This is a genomic window from Flavobacterium quisquiliarum (genome assembly GCF_019308285.1).
Taxonomy (GTDB): Bacteria; Bacteroidota; Bacteroidia; order Flavobacteriales; family Flavobacteriaceae; genus Flavobacterium; species Flavobacterium quisquiliarum.
In genome coordinates this window covers 1-26,650 of sequence record NZ_WWEM01000042.1, presented here as the reverse complement: position 1 = coordinate 26,650, position 26,650 = coordinate 1, and the positions used below count along the sequence as shown (strand labels likewise).

28 protein-coding genes are annotated in these 26,650 nt (G+C 32.5%); 12 read left to right on the top strand and 16 right to left on the bottom strand.

Features of this window, described 5'->3' with window-relative positions:
- The first annotated feature begins 185 nt into the window (after positions 1-185).
- The gene (locus GSY47_RS25320) at positions 186-704 is read left to right on the top strand and encodes a shikimate kinase (RefSeq protein ID WP_179006441.1); all 519 of its coding nucleotides are present in this window, start codon (positions 186-188) and stop codon (positions 702-704) included.
- Here the strand turns inward: GSY47_RS25320 and GSY47_RS25315 are convergent.
- Positions 696-1,196, bottom strand: a complete 501-nt coding sequence (locus GSY47_RS25315; protein WP_179006439.1) for a phosphoribosyltransferase domain-containing protein — start codon at positions 1,194-1,196, stop codon at positions 696-698. The genes GSY47_RS25320 and GSY47_RS25315 overlap by 9 nt on opposite strands.
- A gap of 145 nt (positions 1,197-1,341) precedes the next feature.
- A complete protein-coding gene (locus GSY47_RS25310) occupies positions 1,342-1,737 on the bottom strand; it encodes an RNA-binding S4 domain-containing protein (protein WP_179006437.1) in 396 nt (131 codons plus the stop codon).
- A 79-nt stretch (positions 1,738-1,816) separates the two neighbouring features.
- On the opposite strand from GSY47_RS25310, the gene GSY47_RS25305 reads away from it, so the two are divergent.
- Together GSY47_RS25305 and GSY47_RS25300 are read left to right on the top strand one after the other, a co-directional pair.
- The gene (locus tag GSY47_RS25305) at positions 1,817-2,968 is read left to right on the top strand and encodes an FKBP-type peptidyl-prolyl cis-trans isomerase (RefSeq protein ID WP_179006435.1); all 1,152 of its coding nucleotides are present in this window, start codon (positions 1,817-1,819) and stop codon (positions 2,966-2,968) included.
- A 241-nt stretch (positions 2,969-3,209) separates the two neighbouring features.
- On the top strand, positions 3,210-4,154 hold the full coding sequence (locus tag GSY47_RS25300; protein WP_179006433.1) for a hypothetical protein: 945 nt from the start codon (positions 3,210-3,212) through the stop codon (positions 4,152-4,154).
- 70 nt (positions 4,155-4,224) lie between these two features.
- Here GSY47_RS25300 and GSY47_RS25295 read toward each other — a convergent pair whose 3' ends face one another.
- The 3 genes from GSY47_RS25295 to GSY47_RS25285 all read right to left on the bottom strand — a co-directional run bounded on the left by GSY47_RS25295 (position 4,225) and on the right by GSY47_RS25285 (position 6,668).
- On the bottom strand, positions 4,225-5,178 hold the full coding sequence (locus GSY47_RS25295; protein ID WP_091497466.1) for a transketolase family protein: 954 nt from the start codon (positions 5,176-5,178) through the stop codon (positions 4,225-4,227).
- Positions 5,179-5,257: 79 nt separating this feature from the next.
- A complete protein-coding gene (locus tag GSY47_RS25290) occupies positions 5,258-6,106 on the bottom strand; it encodes a transketolase (RefSeq protein WP_179006431.1) in 849 nt (282 codons plus the stop codon).
- Between the two features lie 259 nt (positions 6,107-6,365).
- Positions 6,366-6,668 (bottom strand): hypothetical protein, encoded by a 303-nt coding sequence (locus GSY47_RS25285; RefSeq protein ID WP_179006430.1) that lies wholly within the window; start codon positions 6,666-6,668, stop codon positions 6,366-6,368.
- Between the two features lie 410 nt (positions 6,669-7,078).
- Between GSY47_RS25285 and tgt the strand changes: the two genes are divergently transcribed.
- The 9 genes from tgt (at position 7,079) to GSY47_RS25240 (ending at position 17,382) form a co-directional block, all read left to right on the top strand.
- On the top strand, positions 7,079-8,209 hold the full coding sequence (gene tgt / locus GSY47_RS25280; protein WP_179006428.1) for a tRNA guanosine(34) transglycosylase Tgt: 1,131 nt from the start codon (positions 7,079-7,081) through the stop codon (positions 8,207-8,209).
- A gap of 101 nt (positions 8,210-8,310) precedes the next feature.
- A complete protein-coding gene (locus tag GSY47_RS25275; protein ID WP_179006426.1) occupies positions 8,311-9,399 on the top strand; it encodes an LptF/LptG family permease in 1,089 nt (362 codons plus the stop codon).
- Positions 9,386-10,276, top strand: a complete 891-nt coding sequence (locus tag GSY47_RS25270; protein ID WP_179006424.1) for a DMT family transporter — start codon at positions 9,386-9,388, stop codon at positions 10,274-10,276. The genes GSY47_RS25275 and GSY47_RS25270 overlap by 14 nt, the downstream gene beginning before the upstream one ends.
- 112 nt (positions 10,277-10,388) lie before the next feature.
- Complete coding sequence (locus GSY47_RS25265; RefSeq protein ID WP_091497480.1) at positions 10,389-11,342, top strand: acetyl-CoA carboxylase carboxyltransferase subunit alpha; 954 nt, start codon at positions 10,389-10,391, stop codon at positions 11,340-11,342.
- 140 nt (positions 11,343-11,482) lie between these two features.
- The gene (gene dnaB / locus GSY47_RS25260) at positions 11,483-13,027 is read left to right on the top strand and encodes a replicative DNA helicase (protein WP_179006422.1); all 1,545 of its coding nucleotides are present in this window, start codon (positions 11,483-11,485) and stop codon (positions 13,025-13,027) included.
- Between the two features lie 136 nt (positions 13,028-13,163).
- Positions 13,164-13,517 (top strand): hypothetical protein, encoded by a 354-nt coding sequence (locus GSY47_RS25255; protein ID WP_179006420.1) that lies wholly within the window; start codon positions 13,164-13,166, stop codon positions 13,515-13,517.
- Between the two features lie 682 nt (positions 13,518-14,199).
- Entirely contained in the window at positions 14,200-14,991 is a 792-nt protein-coding gene (locus GSY47_RS25250) for a sensor histidine kinase (RefSeq protein WP_179006417.1), read from the top strand.
- A 117-nt stretch (positions 14,992-15,108) separates the two neighbouring features.
- Entirely contained in the window at positions 15,109-15,774 is a 666-nt protein-coding gene (locus tag GSY47_RS25245) for a response regulator transcription factor (protein WP_179006415.1), read from the top strand.
- 348 nt (positions 15,775-16,122) lie between these two features.
- On the top strand, positions 16,123-17,382 hold the full coding sequence (locus GSY47_RS25240) for an asparagine synthetase B (RefSeq protein ID WP_179006413.1): 1,260 nt from the start codon (positions 16,123-16,125) through the stop codon (positions 17,380-17,382).
- A 1-nt stretch (position 17,383) separates the two neighbouring features.
- Here GSY47_RS25240 and GSY47_RS25235 read toward each other — a convergent pair whose 3' ends face one another.
- The 11 genes from GSY47_RS25235 to GSY47_RS25185 all read right to left on the bottom strand — a co-directional run.
- Positions 17,384-18,187, bottom strand: coding sequence for an endonuclease/exonuclease/phosphatase family protein (locus GSY47_RS25235; RefSeq protein ID WP_179006411.1), 804 nt, complete (start codon positions 18,185-18,187; stop codon positions 17,384-17,386).
- A gap of 70 nt (positions 18,188-18,257) precedes the next feature.
- Positions 18,258-18,425: a hypothetical protein gene (locus GSY47_RS25230; RefSeq protein WP_179006409.1), complete on the bottom strand. Its 168-nt coding sequence runs from the start codon at positions 18,423-18,425 to the stop codon at positions 18,258-18,260.
- 141 nt (positions 18,426-18,566) lie between these two features.
- Positions 18,567-19,235 (bottom strand): response regulator transcription factor, encoded by a 669-nt coding sequence (locus GSY47_RS25225; protein ID WP_179006407.1) that lies wholly within the window; start codon positions 19,233-19,235, stop codon positions 18,567-18,569.
- A gap of 190 nt (positions 19,236-19,425) precedes the next feature.
- A complete protein-coding gene (locus GSY47_RS25220; RefSeq protein ID WP_219071618.1) occupies positions 19,426-21,150 on the bottom strand; it encodes a tetratricopeptide repeat-containing sensor histidine kinase in 1,725 nt (574 codons plus the stop codon).
- Between the two features lie 167 nt (positions 21,151-21,317).
- The gene (locus tag GSY47_RS25215) at positions 21,318-21,752 is read right to left on the bottom strand and encodes a carboxymuconolactone decarboxylase family protein (protein WP_179006403.1); all 435 of its coding nucleotides are present in this window, start codon (positions 21,750-21,752) and stop codon (positions 21,318-21,320) included.
- A 79-nt stretch (positions 21,753-21,831) separates the two neighbouring features.
- Entirely contained in the window at positions 21,832-22,404 is a 573-nt protein-coding gene (locus tag GSY47_RS25210; RefSeq protein ID WP_179006402.1) for a Crp/Fnr family transcriptional regulator, read from the bottom strand.
- A gap of 150 nt (positions 22,405-22,554) precedes the next feature.
- Entirely contained in the window at positions 22,555-22,899 is a 345-nt protein-coding gene (gene rplT / locus GSY47_RS25205) for a 50S ribosomal protein L20 (RefSeq protein WP_008464948.1), read from the bottom strand.
- A 100-nt stretch (positions 22,900-22,999) separates the two neighbouring features.
- Positions 23,000-23,197, bottom strand: coding sequence for a 50S ribosomal protein L35 (gene rpmI / locus GSY47_RS25200; protein WP_007810722.1), 198 nt, complete (start codon positions 23,195-23,197; stop codon positions 23,000-23,002).
- 96 nt (positions 23,198-23,293) lie between these two features.
- Positions 23,294-23,842, bottom strand: coding sequence for a translation initiation factor IF-3 (gene infC / locus GSY47_RS25195; RefSeq protein ID WP_091497511.1), 549 nt, complete (start codon positions 23,840-23,842; stop codon positions 23,294-23,296).
- Positions 23,843-23,864: 22 nt separating this feature from the next.
- Complete coding sequence (thrS, locus tag GSY47_RS25190; protein WP_179006400.1) at positions 23,865-25,811, bottom strand: threonine--tRNA ligase; 1,947 nt, start codon at positions 25,809-25,811, stop codon at positions 23,865-23,867.
- Positions 25,812-26,470: 659 nt separating this feature from the next.
- Positions 26,471-26,650: hypothetical protein (locus GSY47_RS25185; protein WP_219071617.1), on the bottom strand; the 180-nt coding region annotated here is incomplete at its 5' end.

Sequence of the window (26,650 nt, the reverse complement as noted above, 5' to 3'; positions counted from 1 at the left end):
CTCGAACCCAGGACCCCATCATTAAAAGTGATGTGCTCTACCGACTGAGCTATCGAGTCATTTAATTTCTTGAATGCGGGTGCAAATATAAGGAGTTTATTTTGAAGTTTGCAAGCAATTTTATTATAAATTTGTCTTTTTTTTGGAAAAATTTCCAATTGCTTAGTTTATAAGGTTTTATTAGTATGAAGAAAATAGTATTGTTAGGTTACATGGGCTGCGGAAAGTCGACAATCGCCCAGAATTTGTCAAAAATCACAAATATTCCGTTCTTAGATTTGGATAAAATTATCGAAGAAAGAGCAAAAATGTCCATAAATGAGATTTTTGAGAAGCACGGAGAGATCTATTTTCGAAAATTAGAACATGAAATATTTGTCGAATTATTGCAATCTGACGAAAATAATATTATCGGATTGGGTGGAGGGACTCCATGTTATGCTAATAATCATGAATTGCTAAAAGGAGAAAATGTTGATTCAATCTATTTAAAAGCATCAATCGATACTTTGTATAATAGATTAGTATATAACAAAAGCAAACGTCCTTTAATCGCGAATATGGATGAAGAAGAAATGAAAGAGTTTATCGCGAAACATTTATTCGACAGAAGTTTTTACTACAATCAGTCCAAACATAAAGTTGTGGTTGATGATAGATCTGTCGAAGAAACGGTTCAGGATATATTGCGAGTTTTAGCTTAAAGAAGCGTAGTTTCCGTTTTCTGAGTCGAAAACAACTTGAACATGCTCCAATAATGAAGTTGAAAGAGAAATGCCCTTAAAGTCTGCCTTTACAGGGTATTTTTTATGGTTTCTGTCAACCAGTACTGCTGTTTTGAATTTTTTAAGCGGAACGTCTAAGAAATGACGAACAGCATATATCAATGTAGTACCGGAATTTAATACATCGTCCACAAGAACCAATCCTTTGTTGGAATATTCTTCTGGACTTAATGAAGTCTTTATAGTATCCTGCGGATTCTGTTTATTTACTTTTACTTCGCAGATAGAAACTTTTAAAGTAGAGATGCTGCTTAAAGCAGCAGCTATTTTTTCTGCAAAAACAAATCCATTAGAAGCAATGCCCGCAATAACGACTTCTTCTTCGTCAACAAAAGTTTCGTAGATTTGATAAGCGATACGTTTTATTTTGTGTTCGACTTCCTGATTCGTTAAGATGATGTTACTGCTCATGATTTAATTTTTTTTGCTAAAATACAAATTTTAAAATCCAATACTAAAAAATGCAAAATCCAAATTTGGATTTTAGTTCGTTCAATTTTGAGTTTGTATTTACGATTTGGAAAATTGGAATTTGGGATTAAAAAAAAATGTAATTTTAAATTTCGTTTTCATCGTCTTCATTGAAGACTTCATCTCCGTAATCGTCAATATCTCTGCGATCTTTTTTGGTTGGTCTTCCCGTTCCGCTTTTTCGATAATGTTCTTTTGATAGTTTCAAAAGTTCTAAATGAGCGTAGGCTTCTGGTGGAGTTTCGTTTTTACGATAAATATCGACCAATTTGGCGCCTACACGATTTTCGGGAATATCCAGTACTGTTATTATCTGTGTAATCTGATCTTTTCTGAAGGTAATTCGGTCAGTAGGAAAAACTTCTTTGGACGGTTTTGCAACTTGTCCGTTTACAGTAATATGGTTTTTTTTGCAGGCTTCTGTAACCATGTTTCTGGTTTTGTAATAACGAACACACCATAAGTATTTATCTACTCTCATAATTTTTCTAAAATCCAAGTTAAATTCTTTACAAAAATAAATCAATATTGTATCTTGCGCACCTAAAAAAATCATAATAATGAATAAATTTAAATATTATTTTGTTTTATTACTGGCTGGTCTGGCTATCATTTCTTGTAGTAAAAAAGGTGATGATGATATAGAGATTACTCCTCCAAGGGATTATGCAGAGCAGTATAAAGCTGATAATGATTCGATTGTAAAATATTTAAAAAATAATTTTATCGAGGTTGATACTCAGACCTTTGATGTTAAAGTAAGTAAAATCACAGATCCAGCGACACAGGTTTCTATTTGGGATCAAAAGACTTATCCTTTAGAGTATAGAGATGTATATAATCGTGATGTAACTTATAGAGTTTATTATTTAACATTTAGAAAAGGTGCAGGAGAAGCTCCTTGTAATTTTGATAGTGTTAATGTATCTTATGTAGGAAGTCTTTTAAATGGGACTGAGTTTGATAACTCTTATGGCTTAGGGCGTGATTTGAATTTAGATGTTTATGCTGCTGTTAGTTCACTGGAAGGTTGGGGAGAAATTATGCCTAAATTTAAAACAGGAGTTCGCAGTGCTGTTGGGGCTGATGGTACATATACGTATAGCGATTATGGTGCTGGAATGATGTTTTTGCCTTCAGGTTTAGGGTATTATGCTAGTACTCAAAGTGTTATACCGTCTTATTCTCCGTTAGTGTTTAGCTTTAAGTTGTATAGTTTAAGAAGAGTTGATAGTGAATACAATATTACAGCTAATGGGCGTGTTGTGGTTGGAGATGGAGTGCCAACATATTTAGAAGATATTAATGGCGATGGTTATGTTTATGATCAAAGAGATACAGCGAGATTTCCTAATTTGCCAAAAGAATTAATTGACGATACAGATGGTGATGGAATTGCTGATTTTGTTGATTTTGATGATGATGGTGACGGTTATACTACTAGATTTGAAATTACAAAGCCAACTGGAGCTCCATTTTCAGGAATTAGTTTATATTATCCGTACAATCCAATGCCGGATAATCCAGATACCAAAAATGTCGATGAAAGTGAAATATGGGGTATTCCTAGAAAGTTTACAGGTCCGCTTGTAGATCCTAGTAAACCAGAATCTGCAACGAATCCTAAAACAGCTACGCTTGAAGATTATACGGATCCTACTAGATTAAGATTACATCTGGATAAAAATTATCATTCAGGAACAGGATATTAAATAAAATAGATACAATAAAAAGACCTCGAAATATTAACTATTTCGAGGTTTTTTTATGATTGAATATAATGAGTGTATAGTGTTCTAGAATTAATTTTTTGTTAAAGTTTTTCTGTTAAGTCTTGGTTTTTAAGGAATTGCATTCTTTTGTAAGAATTACTCTTTTATTTTACGTAAACTCGTAAGGATTTTATTTCTTAAGAGTTTAAGTTTGAAAGAATAATATTAAAATTTTACAAAAATGAAAAAATTAATTGCATTGTTTTTAGGGCTTACTGTATTGTCATGTAGTAGCGAAGATCAGTTAAATCAGGATGGTGTTTCTTCTGTAGACACTTCTGCTTCAGTTTTAGATGGTAAAGTGTTATCATTTAAAACTGAGGAGTCTTTTGTTAAAGAGTATAGTGATCTTGCAGTATTAAATAGTGATGAGCTTAAAAACTGGATTTCATCCAAAAAACTGATTTCTTTATTCAATACTTCAAATAGTTCTGAAGGTATTGAAGAAGATAATGTGCCAGAATCGAGAGTAGTCTATTCAAATGCCTTAAAGGCAGTTTTAAATTCTGATTCTAAGGTAAAAATTGCAGGTAAAACTTTATGGTTGAATGAATTTACTTTTTATCTATTGTCTGCCGAAGATCAAAATAAGTCTTCTGAGGAGCTTTTACAAGTTAAAAATGATCTTCCAATTTACGGACAGTTAGCTGCTTTATCTAAATCAACTCAAAGTTTGACCGGTAGAAATGTTCTTCCAAATGAAAACAGAGTAAAAACATTTGCATCTGCAGAAATTACAGTTTCTGGAGGTAGACTTAGACATGTTATAGATTTATTTAATGAAACAATTGTCTTAAATGATAAAATCTACACAAGTAAGATGTATCTTAGAACTATCTTGCAATACAGGTCATGTTCTACATGGAGATGTACTTGGAAAGAAGCTCAAAATTTAAGGACATTAAATAGTTATTTCTGCGAAAATTGTAATAGTTTAGCTTGGGGAGGAATAGAAAGAATAAGTACTACTTCTGCTGTTTCAGGCACACAAACTTATTTGCTTGCGAGCTGGAGAGAATTGCCACCACCTTATATTACAGTTTATCCAAATTTCTTCATTTCTGGACAATTTACTTGCGGTGTTGTTGGCGGAGGATCATTTTCTGCTGATTTATCTTGGTATTAATCTTTTAAGCTGTTAAATAAAAAACCTCGAAATTCAATTTCGAGGTTTTTTTATATGAGAGAAAAAAAAATTATTTTCTTTTAATAACTCTTTCTACAGCTTCAACAATTGCTTGATTGTTCAATTTGTATTTTTCCATTAATTGCTCAGGAGTTCCAGATTCACCAAAACTATCTTTAACTGCAACAAATTCTTGTGGAGCTGGATTGTTTAAAGCCAATACGCCTGAAACGCTTTCTCCAAGACCTCCAAGATAATTATGCTCTTCAGCAGTTACAACACATTTCGTTTTTGCAACAGATTTTAAGATTGCTTCTTCATCAAGAGGTTTGATAGTGTGGATGTTGATTACTTCAGCAGAGATTCCTTTAGCTTCTAAAGCTTCAGCAGCAATAAGAGCTTCCCAAACTAAGTGTCCAGTTGCAATAATAGTAACATCTGTTCCTTCGTTTAACATAATCGCTTTTCCAATTACGAATGGTTCGTCAGCAGGAGTGAAGTTCGCTACAACTGGACGACCAAAACGTAAATAAGCTGGTCCGTGGTGATCTGCTAATGCAATTGTAGCTGCTTTTGTTTGGTTGTAATCGCAAGTATTGATTACTGTCATTCCTGGCAACATTTTCATTAATCCGATATCTTCTAGGATTTGGTGAGTTGCACCATCTTCTCCTAAAGTTAAACCTGCGTGAGAAGCACAGATTTTTACATTTTTATCTGAATAAGCTACAGATTGACGAATTTGATCGTAAACTCTTCCTGTAGAGAAGTTAGCGAAAGTTCCTGTGAAAGGAATTTTTCCTCCAATTGTTAAACCTGCAGCGATTCCGATCATGTTAGCTTCAGCGATTCCGATTTGGAAAAAACGCTCTGGGTGATTTTTTTTGAATTCATCAAATTTTAATGATCCAATTAAGTCAGCACATAATGCGACAACATTTTCATTCTTTTGACCTAGTTCAGTCATTCCCGCTCCAAAACCAGAGCGAGTATCTTTACTTCCTGTATTTTCGTATTTTTTCATTTTATATCTTTTGAGATGTTGGGTCTCTGGTAGTTTTAGTTTCTAAACTGAAAACTATCTACTGAGACTAAACACTTTTTTAATAGTCTGCTAAAGTTGAAACGTTTTGAGCCAAAGCACTTGCCAATTGGTCATTGTTTGGAGCTTTACCATGCCAAGCGTGAGTATGCATCATGAAATCTACACCATTACCCATTTCTGTATGTAATAAAATACAAACTGGTTTTCCTTTTCCTGTTCTTGATTTAGCATCAGTTAAGCCAGCGATGATAGCGTCGATGCTGTTTCCTTCCTTAATTTCTAAAACATCCCAGTCAAAAGCTTCGAATTTAGCACGGATGCTTCCCATTGGTAAAACTTCATCAGTTGTTCCGTCGATTTGTTTTCCATTAAGGTCGATTGTAGCGATAATGTTATCTACTTTTTTAGCAGAAGCATACATAATAGCTTCCCAATTTTGACCCTCTTGTAATTCTCCGTCACCATGTAAGCTATAAACAATATGATTGTCTTTGTTTAATTTTTTAGCTTGCGCTGCTCCAAGAGCTACAGATAAACCTTGTCCTAATGAACCAGATGCAATACGAACTCCAGGTAAACCTTCATGAGTTGTTGGATGCCCTTGTAAACGAGAGTCTAATAATCTGAATGTAGCTAATTCTGAAACTGGAAAATAACCGCTGCGTGCTAGAACGCTGTAAAAGACAGGAGAGATGTGTCCGTTTGAAAGGAAGAATAAATCTTCTCCGATTCCGTTCATATCAAAACCTTCTTTGCGGTCCATTATATTTTGATATAGTGTTACCAAAAATTCAGTACAACCTAAAGAACCACCTGGGTGTCCAGAGTTTACAGCATGTACCATTCTAAGAATATCTCTTCTTACTTGGATCGTTAAATCGCTTAATTGTTGTGTGTTAGGCTTCATTTTATATGTAAAATTTTAAACTGAAGCAAAAGTAACGGATATTTTGTGGGGAGACAAATGATTTTCTGCTTTAGTTCGTTCCAATTGTTAAATTTTTTTGTTCTTTTTTTATTAAAATTGGAGGAAAAGCAAAGATATGATAATTGTATTTAAAAGTTTTGCCACAGATTATACGGATTGTAATGATTTTAAAATCTATTAAATCTGTATAATCTGTGGCAAAAAAAAAGGTATAAATTTTAGAGAAGGTTTAAAAGATTTAATTAGTGTCGCTTTCGCTGTAATAATTGTTTTCTTCGTCTTCAGAACCAATATCTTCTTGTTCGTCGTCAAGCTCGGAACCAGGAACATCTAAATCGTTGCCGATTTTATCGCTGTTCTGTTTCCATTCGTGATTATCATTATTAATTATTCTTTCTCCAGAAATGTCTTGAGGGTCAATATCTTCTAATCTTTCTTCTTGATTGTAAATATCTTCGTTTGCTGGATAATCCATATTTTCAAGGTTTTTTTCGATTTGATCGTCCTTGATATCATCTAATTTATCTTCTGAGTTTATCATGATTTCTAAAATTTTAGTTGAATATTAAAATTACGAAAGAAATGAATGGGTTTGTTATACTTTACTAATAGGATTGCTGCAGTTTTTACATTACGATTTTATCGATAGACTTTCTTGAAGAACCGTTTGCGTTAGGGATTACTTCACAGAGTTTTATTTTTTATTGGAGTTCAGTGAACTTCGTTTGTAGCGACATCTCCCGATTTAGAAAAACAAGGCTTTTTAGCCGTAGTTTTTGTTAATCAGGAATATAGCGGATAGCCCGACCGAAGGGAACGCCCAAAAAAAGTTATGAATTATGAGTTTTTTGCGTCAGGTTTTTTCGGGTATTATCTAATTTTCTAATTGACAAATTATCTAATTAATTTTCCTGAAATTAAACTATCTTTGCGCTCTGAAAAAAGAAACAAATGAAGTTCGATTTATTACAAAAAGATCCGCAGTCTAAAGCAAGAGCGGGGAGTATAACTACTGATCACGGTGTAATTGAAACGCCTATTTTTATGCCAGTTGGAACGGTTGCATCTGTGAAAGGTGTGCACCAGCGTGAACTTAAAGAAGAAATAAATCCGGATATTATCCTTGGAAATACATACCATTTATATTTGCGTCCGCAGACTGAAATTTTAGAAAAAGCAGGTGGATTGCATAAATTCATGAACTGGGATCGTAATATTTTGACTGATTCGGGAGGATATCAGGTATATTCTCTTTCATCGAACAGAAAAATTAAAGAAGAAGGGGTAAAGTTTAAATCACATATTGATGGATCCTATCACTTTTTTACTCCTGAAAATGTAATGGAAATTCAGCGTACCATTGGAGCTGATATTATTATGGCTTTTGATGAATGTACGCCTTATCCTTGTGATTACAGATATGCACAGCGTTCGATGCACATGACACACCGCTGGTTAGATCGTTGTATTAATCATTTGGAAAAGGTCCCTTATAAATACGGTTACGAACAAACATTTTTTCCAATTGTTCAAGGAAGTACTTATAAAGATTTACGTCGTCAGTCGGCTGAGTATATTGCTAATTCTGGACAACAAGGAAATGCAATTGGTGGACTTTCGGTTGGAGAACCTGCAGAAGAAATGTACGCGATGACAGAAGTGGTTTGCGAAATTCTTCCTGAAGACAAACCTCGTTACTTAATGGGAGTTGGAACTCCAATAAATATTCTTGAAAATATTGCGTTAGGTATTGATATGTTTGACTGTGTTATGCCAACGCGTAATGCAAGAAACGGAATGTTGTTTACAGCAAATGGAACAATCAACATCAAAAACAAAAAATGGGAAGCAGATTTTTCTCCAATTGATGAAATGGCACATACTTTTGTGGATACAGAATATTCAAAAGCGTATTTGCGTCACTTGTTTGCAGCTAACGAATATTTAGGAAAACAAATCGCTACAATTCATAACCTTGGATTTTATATGTGGTTGGTTCGTGAAGCTAGAAAACATATCTTAGCCGGAGATTTCAGACCATGGAAAGAAATGATGGTTAAAAATATGAGTCAAAGACTATAAAAAAGTTTCAAGTTTTTTTAGTTTCAAGTTTCAAGTTGCTCAGTGTAACATGAAACTTGAAACGTGAAACCTGAAACTTTTAAACTTGAAACAAAAAATATATGCTGACAATAATAGATAAGTATATTTTAAAAAGATATTTAGCCACTTTTTCGGTAATGATTTTATTATTTATTCCGATTGGAATCGTAATTGACGTTTCTGAAAAGGTAAATAAAATGCTGGAGAATAAAATTCCATTTACAGAAATTGCGCTCTATTATTACAATTTTACGGTATATTTTGCCAATTCATTATTTCCGATATTCTTGTTTTTATCTGTAATTTGGTTTACTTCAAAATTGGCTAATAATACAGAGATTATTGCGATTTTAAGTTCTGGAATTTCTTTTACACGTTTTTTGCGTCCTTATATTATGGGAGCAACTATTGTGTCTGTATTTGTGCTTTTAATGGGTTTTTTTATTGTTCCTGCTGCCAGTGAAGGATTCAATAATTTCAGGTATACTTATTTAAAAGGTAATGGAAAAGCAGAAATGCTTGGTAATAATACCAATGTTTACAGGCAGATTAATGATAACGATTTTATTTTTGTAAACAGTTTTAATGAAGAATCTAAGACGGCCTTTAATTTTACATTAGAGCATTTTGAAAAGGAAAAACTAACCTATAAAATTACTGCAAGCCGTATTAAATGGGATCCTAAAAAAAAGACCTACATTTTGTACGATTACACCAAAAGAACAGTTGGCGAATTGAATGATGTGCTTGAAAAATCGCCGGAAAAAAATGTAGCTTTTAAGTTTGAACTAGCCGATTTAACCCCTGTTGTTTACATCGCAGAAACATTGACTTTAGGCAAACTGATCGATTTTATTGAAAAAGAAAGAAAAAGAGGCTCTGGAAACATCAACACTTATCTTGTTGTTCTTTATAAAAAGTATAGCGTTCCAGTTTCTGCTTTTATTTTGACTATTATAGCTGTTGCAGTTTCTTCTATGAAACGACGCGGTGGAATGGGAACGAACTTAGCAATCGGAATAGCGATTGCTTTCTCATTTGTATTCTTTGATAAAATTTTTGGTACACTTGCCGAAAAATCTACTTTCTCACCTTTATTAGCTGTCTGGTTCCCGAATATTGTTTTCGGAATCTTAGCAGTTTATCTATTACGTAATGCGAAACGATAATTTAAAAAGTTATTTAAATCTTCACTTAATTGTTTTTATCTGGGGTTTTACAGCCATTTTGGGTGCTTTAATAACTATTGATGCCAATAATCTGGTTTGGTATAGAATGCTTATTGCCATGATTTTTTTAGGAGCTTTTATCGCTTATAAAAAACAATCTTTTCAAGTTCCTGTAAAAGAATTATTTAAACTGATTTTTGTTGGATTATTAATTGCCTTACACTGGATTTTCTTTTTTAAAGCCATTCACGTTTCCAATGTATCCATTACACTTTCTATTTTTTCGCTAGGCGCTTTTTTTGCCTCTTTACTAGAACCTTTATTTTATGGACGTAAAGTTTTGTGGTATGAAGTTCTTTTTGGTCTTGTAATTATTGCAGGTTTGGGACTGATTCTTCAGGTAGAAATAAAATATCTAACGGGAGTTTATTATGCTTTAGCTGCAATTATTTTAGGAGTTTTGTTTACCTTAATGAATGGAAAGCTGATTTCAGACCATGAACCTTCAGTAATCACTTTTTATGAGTTTGGTGCTGGAGTCTTTTTTATCTCAATTTATTTTTTATTTCAAGGAAAATTTACGGCTGATTTCTTTACGATGTCTTTAAATAACTGGGTTTTGCTAATGGTTTTGTCCTCTATTTGTACAGCCTATGCCTTTACTGCATCAGTAAAAGTAATGCAGCGATTAACGCCATATACGGTAATGCTAACCACGAACTTAGAGCCTGTTTACGGAATAGTTTTAGCTTATTTCATATTAGGGGGGAAAGAAAAAATGAGTGTGGAATTTTATATTGGAGCAGTTATAATTATCATAACCGTTATCCTAAATGGTGTTTTTAAACACTATCAGAAAAAGAAAGAGAGCTTGTAATAGTTTCCTTATTTTTAAAATGCATTTTTATACTTTAAATAACAATTAACTTCGCCAATGATATAATATTTTTATATTTGCGGTTCGATTTACAAACAAAATTCAAAAATCCATGGAATATTTAGATTTTGAGCTTCCAATTAAAGAACTTGAAGAACAGCTAGAAAAGTGCGTTATTATTGGAAAAGAATCTGACGTTGATGTAACACCTACCTGCAAGGAAATCAACAAGAAATTAGAGGAAACCAAGAAAGATATATACAAAAACCTTACTGCTTGGCAGCGTGTACAATTGTCAAGACACCCAAATAGACCGTATACGTTAGATTATATTAAAGCAATTTGTGGTGATACGTTTTTGGAACTTCATGGAGACAGAGGTTTTAAAGATGATAAAGCAATGGTTGGTGGTCTTGGTAAAATAAACGGACAGTCGTTTATGATTATCGGACAGCAAAAAGGTTTTAATACTAAAACACGTCAGTATCGTAATTTTGGTATGGCAAATCCAGAGGGATATCGTAAAGCTTTGCGTTTGATGAAAATGGCAGAGAAATTTGGAATTCCAGTTTTGACTTTGGTAGATACTCCGGGTGCATATCCAGGATTAGAAGCTGAAGAAAGAGGACAAGGAGAAGCTATCGCAAGAAATATTTTTGAAATGGTTCGTCTTCAAGTGCCGATTATCACAATTATTGTTGGTGAAGGTGCTTCTGGTGGAGCTTTAGGAATTGGTGTTGGAGACCGTGTTTATATGTTAGAAAATACTTGGTATTCTGTAATTTCTCCAGAATCTTGCTCTTCTATTTTATGGAAAAGCTGGGAATACAAAGAGCGTGCAGCAGAAGCTTTAAAATTGACATCTTCTGACATGAAAAAACAAAAATTAGTAGATGATGTTATTCCGGAACCACTAGGAGGAGCGCACTATGACCGCGAAACAACTTTTAAAACAGTTGCAGAATACATCACTAAAGGATATAATGAATTAAAAGACTTATCAACAGCCGACTTAATTGCCCAAAGAATGGACAAATACAGTAATATGGGCGAGTATAAAGAGTAAATTCATAAAAAGAGACTTAAAATCCGAAGCCTTACAGTTTCGGATTTTTTTTTGGTTATGAACAAATCAAGATTATTTATAAACAATTAATAGTTATAACTCGATAGCAGATTTTTTTTAAATTTTGCTACTTTCGCTATATGGAAAATTTCAAAAACTTAAGCCCTGTAAAGGTCGACAAAACCACCATTATCAACTTAGAAAAAGGTAAGTTGCCACCGCAAGCTCTTGATTTGGAGGAAGCTGTGTTAGGTGCAATGATGATTGATAAAAAAGGGGTAGATGATGTAATTGATATTTTGCAGGCAGAAGCTTTTTATAAAGACGCACACAAACATATTTTTGAAGCGATTTTACAACTTTTTACCGAAACGCAGCCTATTGATATCTTAACAGTTTCGACTCAGTTAAAGAAAAACGGAAAGTTGGATTTAGCGGGCGGAGACTTTTATTTGATTCAGCTTACGCAGAAAATTGCTTCTTCGGCGCATATCGAATTTCACTCACGTATCATTCTTCAAAAATTTATTCAAAGAAGTTTGATTAGAATTTCTTCAGAAATTATTGAAGCATCCTATGATGAAAGTGCAGACGTTTTTGATTTATTGGATCAAGCTGAATCTAAATTGTACGAAGTTACACAAGGAAATATCAAGCGTAGTTCTGAAACCGCACAAAGTTTAGTTTTACAAGCTAAAAAGAAAATTGAGGAGATTTCTAAAAAAGAAGGATTAAGTGGGGTAGAAACTGGTTTTCATAATCTAGATAAACTAACGTCTGGATGGCAGCCGAGTGATTTAATTATTATCGCGGCCAGACCAGCGATGGGAAAAACGGCGTTTGTACTTTCTATGGCTAGAAATATTGCTATCCAATATGGACATGGAGTGGCTTTGTTCTCTCTGGAGATGGCATCTGTTCAGTTAATTACGAGGCTTATTTCTTCCGAAACAGGATTGTCGTCAGAAAAATTGCGTACAGGAAAATTAGAGCCTCATGAATGGACAATGTTAAGTACTAAAGTAAAAGATTTAGAGAAAGCACCTTTATTTATTGATGATACGCCCTCACTTTCTATTTTCGATTTAAGAGCGAAATGCCGTCGTTTAGCATCCCAGCATGGTATTAAAATTATTATTATTGATTATTTGCAGTTGATGACTGCAGGAGGAAATGCTAAAGGAGGAGGAAATCGTGAGCAGGAAATTTCGACAATTTCCCGAAACTTAAAAGCTTTGGCAAAAGAACTTAACGTTCCAGTTATTGCACTTTCGCAGTTATCTCGTGCCGTTGAGACACGTGGATCTAGTAAACGTCCTTTGCTTTCGGATCTTCGTGAATCTGGAGCAATTGAGCAGGATGCCGATATCGTTTCGTTCTTATACCGACCAGAATATTACAAAATTGAAGAATGGGATGATGAAGAGGCTTCGCCAACTGCTGGTCAAGCTGAAATTATGATTGCAAAACACCGTAATGGTGGTATTGAAAACATTCGTTTGAAATTTTTAGGACACTTAGGAAAATTTGATAATCTTGATGAATTCTCTGGCAGCTATGACGATTTGCCATCAAAAATGAATCATGACGATAGTCCATTTGTTACTAATAATCTTCCTTCGGCAAATGAAGCTTTTGGAAGTAATCTGAATGACGATGACGATGATAGCGATGTCCCATTTTAATAAATTGTAAAAGCCTTATTCCTTAAGGCTTTTTTTTATGTTTTTGTGCTAATTTTCTAATTAAAATCAGTAGTTTAGCGAGACCATTAAGAAACTATTTATTTTTTTAAATTATTAACCAATAACAATTAGAATTATGAATGAAGAAAAATTTCCGGGACCTATTCAGATTCCGTTAGCAACTGCAAACGAGTGGGAACAAAGGTATCAGGATGATACGACAGTCGAAGACAAGAAAAACAAGGTAAAAGCTTTCTTAGTTCCAAGAGAAAGTTTAGAAAAAGTCTTAAAGCTAGAAACAGAAGCGGTTTGGGCTTATATCGGTATTAATGATCAGAAAGAAAAAACTTTACTTTTTGTAGGTGCCGAATATGATAAAGAAAAAGACAAATGGGTGAATGTTTACGGGAAAGCTGATGGTGAAAGCGAAAAAGTAGAAGGTAATAATGACGTGGTGTATGATGGTTCGCGTCCAAGTCCACCTTTCTAATTTTTAATACTAAGTAAAAATGACTGATTTGTTAATATACTCAGGTTATTCGATTTTATTAATTAATCTCATCTTATATTCATTTAGCTTTTTCCAAAAGGAGAAAGCTAATGTTTTTTTTGTTTGTTATCTCGCCTTTGCTTTTCTTATGCAAATTTCGATGGAGACCTTATTCCATCTTAAAATGAATAACCTGTTTTTGGTTAATACTTTTTTTATAGGTCAAATGATACTGCTGGGGCTATTTTATCACTCAATTTTAAAAATAAAAATTCAAAAACAATTTTTAAAAGTTAGTCTTATATTGGCTTTGTTTGTATTAATGATTCAATTTATTAATACTCCCCAAGAGTTTCTAAAATTTAATTTGTTTGAAATTACATTGACATCGCTGTTGATTGTAGTTTTCGCATTGATGCATTTTTATAATATGCTTACAGAGAATAAGGCATATTACTATGTTAGTATGGGAATAATCATTTATTTGTTATCAAGTACAGTATTGTTTATTATTGGTAATCTTACTTCTACATTGAATAATGATGTAAAATATCTAAGCTGGATGGTTAACGCATTTTTAAATGTAATTTATTATCTTTTTATCTTGTTTGAATGGAAGGTAAGTTTTTCTCCAAAAAGAAATCTGCAGAGCTAGTTCGTAATTGTTAAGATACGTAAATATATGAATACCCATTCTATTCCTGATAAAGAGTTAGTTGCTATTATACTGTATATCTCTTTGTTTTTTATAGTGGTTGCGGTTGCATTAATAATATTCTTTTATTACTCAAGAAAAAAAATTATTCAAAAAGAGTTAGAAAAAAAAGATTTAGTGCTTCGTTATCAAAAAGAGCAATTACATGCTGTTATCATTACACAGGAAGAAGAACGTAAAAGAATTGCACAAGATCTTCATGATGATATAAGCTCGAAATTAAATATAGTTTCTTTAAATAGTCATCTATTGACAGCACCAAATCTTACTGATACTGAAACTGCTGAAATTACAGAAAACATCATCGCTTTAACAACTAAAGCATTAGATAACTCTAGAAAAATTGCTCATAATTTATTGCCTCCTGTTTTTGAAAAATTCGGGCTTAATGCTGCAATAGAAGAATTATGTGAAGAATTTGAAAGCAGTAAATCTGTAAAAACACATTATAAAAACGAAATTGATTTTGACGATAAGGATATTGATCGGCATTTGCATGTTTTTAGGATTTTGCAAGAATTAATGAATAATTCGCTCCGCCACGGAAAAGCAACAGAGATTTGGATTGCATTTTCTAATAAAGGTGGAATAAATAACTGCAATTACGAAGACAATGGAGTTGGTTTTGATAGTAAAAGTGATGAAAATCAAAAAGGTTTGGGAATGAAAAATATTGACAGCCGTATATCGTTTTTAGAAGGAACTATAAAAATTACTTCAGAAATTAATAATGGCATTGTAGTAAATTTTACTTTTTAAACTCAATTTCATATATTAAGTAAGGTTTTTATTCAATAAAATAAGGGAATAGCGTATTTTATAAATCATTATTTCGTAAATTCGGCAGACCAAAGTAAACGACCAAAATCAAATAGGATGAATGCTGCTATTAAAATTGCCTTAGTCGATGATGAAATTTTGTTTCGAAAAGGAATTTCTTTTTTATTGCAGAGGGAAGAAAATATGGATATTATTTTTGAGGCCTCAAACGGAGATGAACTTATTTCTTTGTTAGATAAAAACGAAATTAAACCAGATGTTATTATAATGGATCTAAAAATGCCAGTTTTAAATGGTGTTGAAGCCACAAAAATTATTCGAAAAACATATCCAGAAATTAAGATTATTGCTTTGACAAGTTATGATACGAAGTCATTTATAGCAAATATGATTCAGGTTGGTGCAGTAGCTTATTTGATTAAAAATACTACTCCCAAAGATCTGATTCTTACAATCAATGAAGTAGCTTCAAAAGGGTTCTATTATAATGAAAATGTTTTAAAAACAATTCAGGAAACTATTGTTTCGCCTAAAAATACAAAAGGCGGATTGGAAACTAATTTTCTTTCACCTCGAGAAGTTGAAATTCTTCAATTAATCTGCCAGCAAAAGACGACTGCGGAAATTGCAGAACATCTTTTTTTAAGTCCTAGGACTATAGAAGGACATAGAAATAATTTGCTGCTTAAAACAGAATCACGAAATATTGCTGGTCTTGTTGTTTATGCTATTCAAAATGATTTAGCAGTGCTTACAATCTAAATTAATTCGCTGTTAGAAATTGAATAGACAACACATAATACAATATAATTGTTACTACAAGTACACACAAACCTATTTTTTGAATTATATTCATACCCTTTTCTTGATTATTACTATCATTAAACTTCATGGTTATTGGTTTTTGCATTGATTAGTTTGATGATCTGGGATAGCAAATTTAGATAGATTATTTAATGATACTATAGGTGTTTTTACCTGTTTTCTTTCAGTATTATAAATCAGGTATTTACCCCTGTTTTCTTATTTAACATTCTATTAAGCTAGAAAAGACAGCGTGTATTCTTTTTTTTAAGTCTTCCTTTATATCTTTACTAAAATAATTTTCGGATGAATAGGAGTTTATTCTACATTTTTATACTATTAATTACATTTAACACTCGGGCATCATTTATATTGCTTCCGATGGATGAATCTACGCAGCAGAATCATTTAAAAGCTTATGGAATAACATATTGGTGTTTGAGCAGAGATTACAAGGCAAGTTGGCTTCTTAATTATCGTGGAGGTTCTTTCCTGCTTCCAGATGCCGAAGAAATTAGAAAAGAATGTAAAATCCGAGGAGTTAGTTTTGAAGTTATCTCTGATAGTGAAGAAGCTTCTATTTTAAATGAAATTTCCAGTCCTTCTCAAAATATGGAATCTGTAATTTTAGAAAAGGCTCCTAAAATTGCGGTGTATACTCCAAAAGGAAAACAGCCTTGGGATGATGCTGTAACTTTAGTATTAACGTATGCTGAGATTCCTTTTACTCCAATTTATGACGAAGAAGTTTTAAGCGATCAGCTTTTAATGTACGATTGGCTTCACTTACATCATGAAGATTTTACTGGTCAGTATGGGAAATTTTATGCAGCTTACAAAAATACACCTTGGTATATTGATCAAAAACGGGATTCGGAAGCGTTAGCAGCAAAATTAGGTTTTGCAAAAGTATCTCAAGAAAAAGGAGCTGTCGCTAAAAAAATTAGGGATTTTGTTGTTGGTGGCGGTTTTATGTTTGCCATGTGTTCTGCTACAGACAGTTTTGATATTGCACTTGCGGCTGATGGTGTGGATATTTGTGAAGCGATGTTTGATGGAGATCCTAGTGAATCCAATTATCAATCTAAATTGAATTACAATAACTCATTTGCTTTTAAAAATTTCACTTTAGAAAGAAAGCCTGAAGTTTATGAGTTTTCAGATATTGATATGACTACGAAGAGAAGAATTGTAATGGATAAAGATTACTTTACCTTAATGGAATTTTCTGCAAAATGGGATCCAATTCCGAGTATGCTCTGCCAAAATCATACGCAGCTTGTTAAGGGTTTTATGGGACAGACAACCTCATTTGATACTTCTTTAATAAAATCGAATGTTCTGATTATGGGGACGTGTGAATTAAATGGAGAATCAAGATATATACATGGTGAAAAAGGAAAAGGAATGTTTACTTTTTTCGGTGGACATGATCCAGAAGATTTTCAGCATCAGGTAGGTGATCCGCCAACAGTTTTAGATTTGCATCCAAATTCACCAGGTTACAGATTAATTTTAAATAATGTTTTGTTTCCAGCGGCAAGAAAAAAGAAACTGAAAACTTAATTTAGTTTAAAGAGAATTCAAACCAGATCGGTATATGGTCAGAAACTTTTCTGGCATCTTGAAGGGAATTAAAATCTTCATAAAATTTAATAACTCCAAAATTAACGATTTTGAAATTGTAAGCTTTGTAAAATATATTGTCAAACTCTGATGCAAGACAGATATTGTTTTTACATTTTTGTTTGAGTGTTGTTTTCTGATTTTTTAAAAGAGAAACATATCCCATTTTTTTCAATGGATTAAAAACAGTATGCTTTTCGGGACAATTAAAATCACCTAAAAAGACTAAATTTAAATCAGGATATTGGTTGGGTAAAAATTTGAAATATTTAATTTCTGTTTCAGGCTGTCTCTTTTTAGTTATGGCATGAAAATTAACTAATGTAACTGTTTTTTTATTGATTTCGAACGTTGCAAAGTATGGTTCTCGATCAATCTCTAAGTTAAACTTTTGTTCCAGCCAAGGTTTGTTTTTTAACTTGACTTTATTTGTCTTCCACACAAAAGCATAACGTTCTGTTTTGTAACTGCTACTAGTTGTAGGATTACTAATGCTATATTCCCATTTAGAACCTTTTTGATTAAGAAGTGCAACCAATTTAGCAACAGTTTGAGCACCGCCATATCCAGCCACTACTTCTTGAATTGCAATAATGTCGTATGCCTCAATTGTTTTAGCAATATATTTGAGTTCATTATCAGATTTCGATTTGCCAAAATTTTCAATATTCCAGGATAAAACCTTGGTTTGAGCAAATGATAAAAATGTAAATAATAGTAAGAGAGGACTTAGAATGTTTTTCATGTAAAGAATTAAATGAAATCAAATATATAGGTATTTCCTATAATCTGAATCAGACCTTTCTTAGAAATTATTAATGTTTTTTATATCTGTTTTTTAAGGCAGTTCCGATAATGATAATTTGTAAAACCAACAATGCAGGAATAAAGATTATTTTCCAATCAATTTCTAGCCAGCCGGTTTTTTCAGACACATAAGCAAAGCTTATTGATAAGAAAAGACAAAGAAACATTGTTTTCATGATAATTTTATTTTGAGTTGTATTAATTCTGTCAAAAAATGCAATCTTTTTATTTTTGGGTCTCATTAGTAGGTTGATAGGTTTTGTAACAAATTTAGAGTTATAAAATCTATATTCCTTACGTGATTCCGTAATGTAATATTATACTAAGCCAAAATCTTTAGCAATTGCTATAAGATGAACATTATTATTGGCTTTGAAATAAATTTTTAATTTGTTAATCCTTTTTTCAATACTGCTTGTGCCGTTTGGCGTAATAGATAAATCTTTAAATTCTTTAGAAATACTTTCTAAAATGTATCCTTGAGAAAGCAGTTTTAATATTGAGATGTCATACGATTCGATTTCAATCAAAGCTTTATCGTTAAAACTAAAAGATAAGTCAGAAGAAACAATTTTTTCCTCGTTATTGTATGTGCTTACAATAGCATTTTTTAACTCTGCAATACTGTTTCTTCCTTTAGATACGTAAGCGCTTATGCCTAAATCATTAAATAAGGATTTAATTCTATAGCTTTTATCTTCAATAGAAAATACAATTTTCTTAATCGTAGGCTGTACTTTGTTTACAGCTTCAATTAGTTCATCTCCACTGCTTAAGATCGCTTTTCTGTGATCTGATTTAAATGATAAATCACTAATTAATAAATCGTAAGGCTCCTTTTCTAGTAAAGCTTTTTTGATTTTGAGTAAAGCTTCGTCACAGTATTTCACATGGTCAATAACAGGAACTTGTAAATCTTCAAGTACTTGAACAACGGCAATGCTGATACTATCTAAATCTTCGGCAACTAAAACTTTCTTAAACATATTTTTCTTTTATATAGGGAATGTGAAACTTAACTTGAAAACTCTTTGTAAGCTTTTGTCAAAATTAATAGTTCCTTTTGTTGTTTTAATACGGTTTTCCACATTTTGTAGTCTTTTTTCTAGAATAAGCCCATTGAAGCTTGATTTCAGTGCAATTTTCGGGATATAAAAGTTTTCTTTTTCGGTCATTTTAAAAGGGAATTTTTATAAAAGCTTTAAATCCTAGATCTGGATTTGTCGAAATATCTATGTTTCCTTTTAGTTTGACTATTCTGCTTTCAACATTAGAAAGGCCATTTTTAAATATAATTTTTTCAGTATCGATTCCTTTTCCGTTATCAGTATAATTGATAACGATACTTTTATCAGTTGCCTTAAAATTAATCCCGACTAAAGAGGCTTCGCTGTGTTTTCTCATATTTACAAGTAATTCTTGAATGACTCTGTAAATTGTGATTTTCTTTAGTTTATTAATTTCATTCCAGGAAATATTATCCAGGTCATTTAGAATTATATTAATATTCGAAGTGCTGAAACCAGAAATCATTTCTTTAAGAAGTACGATATAATTTTCGTCAGTTGTGATGGTACAGTTTTCTTTAGAGATATCTCTTGTTCTGGAGTAAATAGTATCTAAGTGGTTTAAGAGATGTTCTCTGTTTTCAGCCAAAGACAAGTTTTTATTTTCAACGAAAGCCATAGTATGATAGATATCATTAGCTAATTCGTCATGTAATTTTTTAGAAATCCTCGTTTCGCTATTGTATGCAGCTTCAATTTTTTCACGATTTGCCTTAGAAGTTAAGTAATAGTATAAAATTAAGATAAGACATAAACTTAGAGCAATTATGATATAAGAGATAATATTTCTGTTTTTTTGTCTTTCTAGTTTTAATTCATTTTCTGCTTTGTGTGTTTTAAGTTTTAAGTTCTCTTCTCTTTCACGCTTCGAATCATATTTTATTTTGGCAAATTGATTTTTAGCTTTTTGTACGACTTCATGCATACTGTCATTTAAATTGATATAAGAGTTAGCATAGGTTTTAAGTTCTTTATTAGAACTATTTCTAATTATCATTTTTAATGCAGATAATTTTCCGTCTATATAGTTTATTTTAGAAAACTCTTTGTAGCTTAAAAACATGTATTTTTTAGCTAATGAAGGATTTTTTTCTTCATAAAATTGAGCAAGATGAATATAGCTCTTACCTAATCCTAAAGGACTGTTTATCTCCTGTCTTATTTCTAGAGCCCTTTTCATATATTCTAGATCTTTTCCAGAGTGATCTGTTTTAAAATAACATAAGCCAATGTTATCTAACAAAGAGCTGTAAAACTCGTGATTCCTAATTACTTCTTTTTTGGTTTCTAATGGAATGAAAATATCTAATGCTTCTAGATATTTTTTCTCTTGAATTAAAGCAACACCAATATTGTTTTTAGCAGCCAATTTTTGCCAATTTGTTACATTCAGTTGTAAAGCTTTCTTATTGTAGAGTATGGCATTTTTATAATCGTACGTGTCCAAATAATTGCTACTTAAAGTAACATACAAGTTCCAAATATGAAGCTGATTTTTTACTAATTTAGTAAAAGGAAGAGCTTTAGTAATAGTAGTCTCACTGCCGGCATAATCACCATGAGTCTGCTGGATAATTGCCATTCGATTTAATGTTCTAATGTAATTTTCTGCATCTTTTTCTGGATTACATTTAAAAATGGCTTCGTTGTAATAATAAAAAGCAGTATTGAATTTATGATTGTCAAATAATGTATTGGCAGTTGCAATTAATTTGTTGACTTCTGTATTGTTTGATGTTTCTTTTTTACTAATATTTTTTTTCTTTTGACAAGAAAGAAGGATTAATAAAATGGTAAATATGAGGTAAAATAAAGATATTCTTTTTGGTATCATGCGCCAAAAATAAATAATTTCAGAAATCACGAAAGAGTATAAATACGGTATTTTTAAATATTTTCAATTCGCATTTTTTTTGATTCTGATTTTTAAATAAATACAAAAAGCCCTTATGTACAAAGGGCTTTTGATTTTTAAGAGCTTGTAAATATTCTCTTTATAAATTATGATGCGCGCATTCCGGTAGTAATTGCCAATCTATTCCAAGAGTTAATTGTAATAATCGCTAAAAGTATTTCTGCAAGGTATTTTTCGTCAAATAATTTAGCTGCATTTTCATAAACTTCATCAGAAACGTGGTTTCCAATTAAAGTTACTTGTTCTGTTAAAGCTAAGATTGCTTTTTCTTCTTCTGTGTAAACATCAGCTTCACGCCAAGCGCTTGTTAAGTAAATTCTCTGTTCAGAAATACCATGTTTTCTTGCATCAGCAGTATGCATGTTAATACAAAATGCACAGCCGTTAATTTGTGAAGCACGGATTTTAATTAATTCTTTATGAACGGGAGTTAATGAAGTTGTAGAAATATATTTTTCTAAGTTCATTAATGCTTGATAAGCTTCTGGAGCAACATTCGGGATAACAATTCTTGATTTCATTTTTATATGTTTTAAAAGTTCATTACAAAGGTCAGTAATCAATACTCTCAAAAACTTGAACTACTTCAAGAAATACATTTTAGACTTTTCCAGCCCTTATCTTGCTCATAAATTCGGCAGAGAAGTCTAGATAGGAGGCAAGCATATATTGAGGAACTCGCTGGACAAAATCGGGTTGCTGATTTTTAAAATGATTATATCGCTCTTCAGCTGACATTGTAAATAGAAACTTAATTCTCATTTGTGCAGCTCCAAATGCCTTTTGGGCAACGATGCGAAAGTATTTCTCCAGATTAGGTATTTGAATCAATATAGATTCTAAAACAGATTTTTCAAGTGCAATTACTTCTGTTGTTTCAACTGCCTGAATATAGAAATGAGAAGGAGTATGGTTGTGATAGCTCAAATAATCGGTTATCCACCAATTTTCGACTCCAAATTGAAGAGTTTGTTCTGTGCCTCTTGGGTTAATAATATATTGACGCATGCAACCTTTTACAACGAAGTACATTGTATTGCAGATTTGCCCTTCTTGTAAAACATGGTCTTTCCTCTTAATTTGCGAAGTATTTAAACATGATTCCAATAAATCAATTTCAGAAGGCTCTAGAGGAATAAATTTTTGAATATGGTTAAGAATCGCGTCGTACATCTGAGATTTTTGTTTATGTAAATTTACTTTTTTAATTTAAATATAAGTCTAAAGAAATTTTAGGATTGTGATAAAAACAAAAAACCATTCGCCGTGGCGAATGGTTTTTTTATAATAAGTAAGTAATCTTAAATTGAGTTTATAAAACGTTTATTTTACTTTATTAAGAATAGCTTTGAAAGCTTCTGGGTGGTTCATAGCTAAATCTGCAAGAACTTTTCTGTTCAATTCGATTCCGTTAGCTTTAACTTTCCCCATGAATTGAGAATAAGACATTCCTTCTAATCTAGCTCCAGCGTTGATACGTTGAATCCATAAAGAACGGAAATTTCTTTTGTTTTGTTTTCTATCGCGGTAAGCGTAGCTCATCGCTTTCTCTACTGCATTCTTAGCAACTGTCCAAACGTTTTTACGTCTTCCAAAGAAACCTTTGGCTTGCTTCATTATTTTTTTTCTTCTTGCTCTTTTAGCAACTGAATTTACCGATCTTGGCATAATTTTAATGTTTTTTTGTAGCAGGCGTCCTGAATTGAATCAAAGGAACTTAAAGCCATACTCCAAGGTTATATAAATAATTTTTTAACCTAAAGAATTATTAGATAATTCTTAATTGTTGTTTAATGCTTTTCATATCTGTTGAGTGAACTAGCGCTGAGTGTGTCAAAGCTAATTTACGTTTTTTAGATTTTTTAGTCAAGATGTGACTTTTAAAAGCATGCTTTCTTTTAATCTTTCCAGAGCCAGTAACTTTAAAACGTTTCTTAGCGCTAGATTTTGTTTTCATTTTAGGCATTTTTCCTAGTGTTTTAATTTATTCTTACTTACTTATATTTTTGTTTCAGTTTTCGGTCTCAAGTTCAAAACTGAGTACTGAGACTGTAAACTGAGACTATTTTTTCTTCTTCGGAGCAATGAACATAATCATTCTCTTTCCTTCCAAAACAGGCATAGCTTCAACTTTACCATGTTCTTCTAAATCTTGAGCAAGACGCAATAACAGAATCTGACCTTGATCTTTATAAATGATAGAACGTCCTTTAAAGAAAACGAAAGCTTTTAATTTGGCTCCCTCTTTCAAGAATTTTTCAGCATTCTTTCTTTTAAACTCATAATCATGCTCATCAGTCTGAGGACCAAATCGAATTTCTTTTACAACAACCTGAGAAGATTTAGCTTTTAAAGCTTTGTCTCTTTTCTTTTGTTCGTAAACAAATTTCTTGTAATCCATGATTTTACAAACCGGCGGTTCCGCGTTTGGCGAAATTTCAACTAAATCCAATTCAAATTGGTCAGCTAAACGTAACGCATCTGCGATTTTAAAAACGCCAGGTTCAATGTTTTCACCTACAAGACGTACCTCTGGAACACGAATAAGATTGTTTATTCTGTGTGCATCTTTTTTTTCTACTCGAGGTTGAAAACCTCTGTTGCTTCTTATTGCTATGACTTTCTAATTTAAGTTAAACTGTAAATACTTTTAATGTCTTTTTTATTTCTTCGTCTACAATCTTAGCAAATTCTTCGATTGAAACTGTGATATTACCTTTTCCTTCTTGTCCGTGACGACGAATAGAAATTGTGCCATTTTTCTCTTCTTCCTCACCTACAATAAGCATAAATGGGATTTTCTGCATCTCTGCATCTCTAATTTTCTTACCGATAGTTTCGTTTCGGTTGTCAATTAGGGCGCGAATTTCGTGATTTTCTAGCAAATCTAAAACTTTTTTAGCATAATTTTCGTATTTCTCGCTCAAAGACAAGATAATAGCCTGCTCAGGCATTAGCCAAAGCGGGAAATTTCCTGCAGTATGTTCTAGTAAAATTGCTATAAAACGTTCCATAGATCCAAAAGGAGCTCTATGGATCATAACAGGACGATGTAATTCATTATCAGCACCTTTATAAGTCAAATCAAAACGCTCAGGCAAGTTGTAATCTACCTGAATTGTTCCTAATTGCCATTGTCTTCCTAATGCATCTTTTACCATGAAATCAAGCTTAGGACCGTAAAATGCAGCTTCACCATATTCTACAACAGTATTAAGACCTTTGTCTTTTGCTGCATTGATAATTGCATTTTCTGCTTTTTCCCAGTTTTCATCTGTACCAATATATTTTTCTCTGTCTTCTTGATCTCTTAATGAGATTTGAGCTGTAAAGTTTTCAAAACCTAACGAACCAAATACATATAATACAAGGTCAATTACTTTTTTGAATTCTTCATCCAATTGCTCAGGAGTACAGAAAATATGTGCATCGTCCTGAGTAAAACCTCTTACACGAGTTAAACCGTGTAATTCACCAGATTGCTCATATCTATATACAGTACCAAATTCAGCATAACGCTTAGGTAAGTCTTTATATGACCAAGGTCTTACATTGTAAATTTCACAGTGGTGAGGACAGTTCATTGGTTTTAATAAAAACTCTTCACCTTCTGCTGGAGTATGAATTGGCTGAAAACTGTCTGCGCCATATTTTGCATAATGTCCAGAAGTTACATAAAGTTCTTTTTGGCCAATATGCGGACTAACAACTTGCTCGTAACCTGCTTTCTTTTGTGCTCTCTTTAAAAATTGCTCTAAACGCTCTCTAAGTGCTGCTCCTTTTGGCAACCATAATGGTAAGCCTTGGCCAACTTTCTGAGAGAAAGCAAATAGCTCAAGTTCTTTTCCTAATTTACGGTGATCACGGCGTTTAGCTTCTTCAAGAAGTTCAAGATATTCAGTTAGGTCTTTTTGTTTAGGGAAAGAAGTTCCGTAAACACGAGTGAGCTGTTTGTTTTTCTCATCACCTCTCCAGTAAGCACCAGCAACACTCATGATTTTTACAGCTTTGATAATTCCAGTATTCGGAATATGTCCACCACGACATAAATCAGTAAATGTTGCATGATCACAAAAAGTAATTGTTCCATCTTCAAGGTTTGAAATCAATTCGGTTTTGTAAACATTGTCTTTGTACATCTCCAAAGCTTCCGCTTTGCTTACAGGGCGCATTTTAAAATCGTATTTCCCTCTTGAGATTTCAAGAATACGGTCTTCGATCTTTTTAAAATCAGCTTCAGAAATTTTTTGATCTCCAAAATCAATATCATAGTAGAATCCATTAGCAATTGCAGGTCCAAGAGTTAATTTAATTCCAGGGTACAATTCCTCAAGAGCTTGTGCCATTACATGCGAAGTCGAATGCCAGAAAGCTTTTTTGCCTTCAGCATCATTCCAAGTATATAAAATAAGATTACCGTCGGTCGTTAATGGAGTTTCGGTTTCAATAGTTGTACCATTAAAAGATGCAGAAATCACATTTCTTGCAAAACCTTCGCTAATGTTTTTAGCGACCTCCATTGGAGTTACGCTCGAAGCGAACTCTCTAATTGACCCATCGGGTAAAGTAATCTTGATCATTGTTTATAATTTTGTGATGCAAATATAAGTGATTACTAAAATACATACAATATATATATGTATAAGATTGCTTTAATGTATAAGATACTTATTGTGTGACTTAGAAATGAAGTAGATTTCATTCTCACAACACGACAGTTTTTCAAAACCTGTCGGGTTTGTTTTTTATACATGTATATGTATAAAGTCGTACTATATAATATATAAGAGTAAGTTTTGTTTAGTTGAGCTAAGGTGAAGTTCTTTTGCAGGAGTAATTTTAGAATTTGCAATTTTAATATTTTTCAGGAGCTTAATCCCGCTATCCGTTGCAATCTTTTGCTTTTTAAAGGAAAAAACAAAAGGATTTCCACTGCTATCGGGGCTGGGGCACCAGTTTTCAGAAGAAAATTTCGGAAGGAAAAGACGTTTTCACAATAAAACACATTAAAAACCCAGCACCTTTGCGTGTTTTCGAGATCAAAAAGAGCGGGAAACAGGGCTTTGTGACTTGGCGTCTTCGCGGCAAAACAAGAGAAATAACAGCCAAATAAGGAAAACCCGTACAAGAATTAAAAAATTCTGGATCTGTAAAGAATCCGTTATCAGTTAGTTAAGAAAAAGATTGAAAAAAGAACAAAAAAAGGCGGATAAAAAGCTTGTATAACTGGATAAAGGTGCTACTTTTGCACCCGCAACAACGAAAGACGTTCATCGAAATACTGACAAGCACACTGGATGAGGGGAATAAATTTCCCGAAAAAAAAGTTCAGAAAAAGCTTGTGGGATTCGAAAGAAGCTTTTACATTTGCACCCCGCAAAACACGGAAAGTTCCTTGAAAGACTGGTAAGAAAAACAA

Coding starts and splice junctions, on each gene's coding strand:
- GSY47_RS25255 (WP_179006420.1), top strand. CDS start 13,164: ATGAATGAAGAAAAATTTCCGGGACCTATTCAGATTCCGTTAGCAACT.
- GSY47_RS25300 (WP_179006433.1), top strand. CDS start 3,210: ATGAAAAAATTAATTGCATTGTTTTTAGGGCTTACTGTATTGTCATGT.
- rpmI (WP_007810722.1), bottom strand. CDS start 23,197: ATGCCTAAAATGAAAACAAAATCTAGCGCTAAGAAACGTTTTAAAGTT.
- GSY47_RS25235 (WP_179006411.1), bottom strand. CDS start 18,187: ATGAAAAACATTCTAAGTCCTCTCTTACTATTATTTACATTTTTATCA.
- GSY47_RS25240 (WP_179006413.1), top strand. CDS start 16,123: ATGAATAGGAGTTTATTCTACATTTTTATACTATTAATTACATTTAAC.
- GSY47_RS25290 (WP_179006431.1), bottom strand. CDS start 6,106: ATGAAGCCTAACACACAACAATTAAGCGATTTAACGATCCAAGTAAGA.
- thrS (WP_179006400.1), bottom strand. CDS start 25,811: ATGATCAAGATTACTTTACCCGATGGGTCAATTAGAGAGTTCGCTTCG.
- GSY47_RS25295 (WP_091497466.1), bottom strand. CDS start 5,178: ATGAAAAAATACGAAAATACAGGAAGTAAAGATACTCGCTCTGGTTTT.
- tgt (WP_179006428.1), top strand. CDS start 7,079: ATGAAGTTCGATTTATTACAAAAAGATCCGCAGTCTAAAGCAAGAGCG.
- GSY47_RS25310 (WP_179006437.1), bottom strand. CDS start 1,737: ATGAGAGTAGATAAATACTTATGGTGTGTTCGTTATTACAAAACCAGA.
- GSY47_RS25215 (WP_179006403.1), bottom strand. CDS start 21,752: ATGAAATCAAGAATTGTTATCCCGAATGTTGCTCCAGAAGCTTATCAA.
- GSY47_RS25250 (WP_179006417.1), top strand. CDS start 14,200: ATGAATACCCATTCTATTCCTGATAAAGAGTTAGTTGCTATTATACTG.
- dnaB (WP_179006422.1), top strand. CDS start 11,483: ATGGAAAATTTCAAAAACTTAAGCCCTGTAAAGGTCGACAAAACCACC.
- GSY47_RS25285 (WP_179006430.1), bottom strand. CDS start 6,668: ATGATAAACTCAGAAGATAAATTAGATGATATCAAGGACGATCAAATC.
- GSY47_RS25230 (WP_179006409.1), bottom strand. CDS start 18,425: ATGAAAACAATGTTTCTTTGTCTTTTCTTATCAATAAGCTTTGCTTAT.
- rplT (WP_008464948.1), bottom strand. CDS start 22,899: ATGCCAAGATCGGTAAATTCAGTTGCTAAAAGAGCAAGAAGAAAAAAA.
- GSY47_RS25210 (WP_179006402.1), bottom strand. CDS start 22,404: ATGTACGACGCGATTCTTAACCATATTCAAAAATTTATTCCTCTAGAG.
- GSY47_RS25245 (WP_179006415.1), top strand. CDS start 15,109: ATGAATGCTGCTATTAAAATTGCCTTAGTCGATGATGAAATTTTGTTT.
- GSY47_RS25320 (WP_179006441.1), top strand. CDS start 186: ATGAAGAAAATAGTATTGTTAGGTTACATGGGCTGCGGAAAGTCGACA.
- GSY47_RS25220 (WP_219071618.1), bottom strand. CDS start 21,150: ATGATACCAAAAAGAATATCTTTATTTTACCTCATATTTACCATTTTA.
- GSY47_RS25315 (WP_179006439.1), bottom strand. CDS start 1,196: ATGAGCAGTAACATCATCTTAACGAATCAGGAAGTCGAACACAAAATA.
- GSY47_RS25265 (WP_091497480.1), top strand. CDS start 10,389: ATGGAATATTTAGATTTTGAGCTTCCAATTAAAGAACTTGAAGAACAG.
- GSY47_RS25275 (WP_179006426.1), top strand. CDS start 8,311: ATGCTGACAATAATAGATAAGTATATTTTAAAAAGATATTTAGCCACT.
- GSY47_RS25270 (WP_179006424.1), top strand. CDS start 9,386: ATGCGAAACGATAATTTAAAAAGTTATTTAAATCTTCACTTAATTGTT.
- GSY47_RS25305 (WP_179006435.1), top strand. CDS start 1,817: ATGAATAAATTTAAATATTATTTTGTTTTATTACTGGCTGGTCTGGCT.
- GSY47_RS25225 (WP_179006407.1), bottom strand. CDS start 19,235: ATGTTTAAGAAAGTTTTAGTTGCCGAAGATTTAGATAGTATCAGCATT.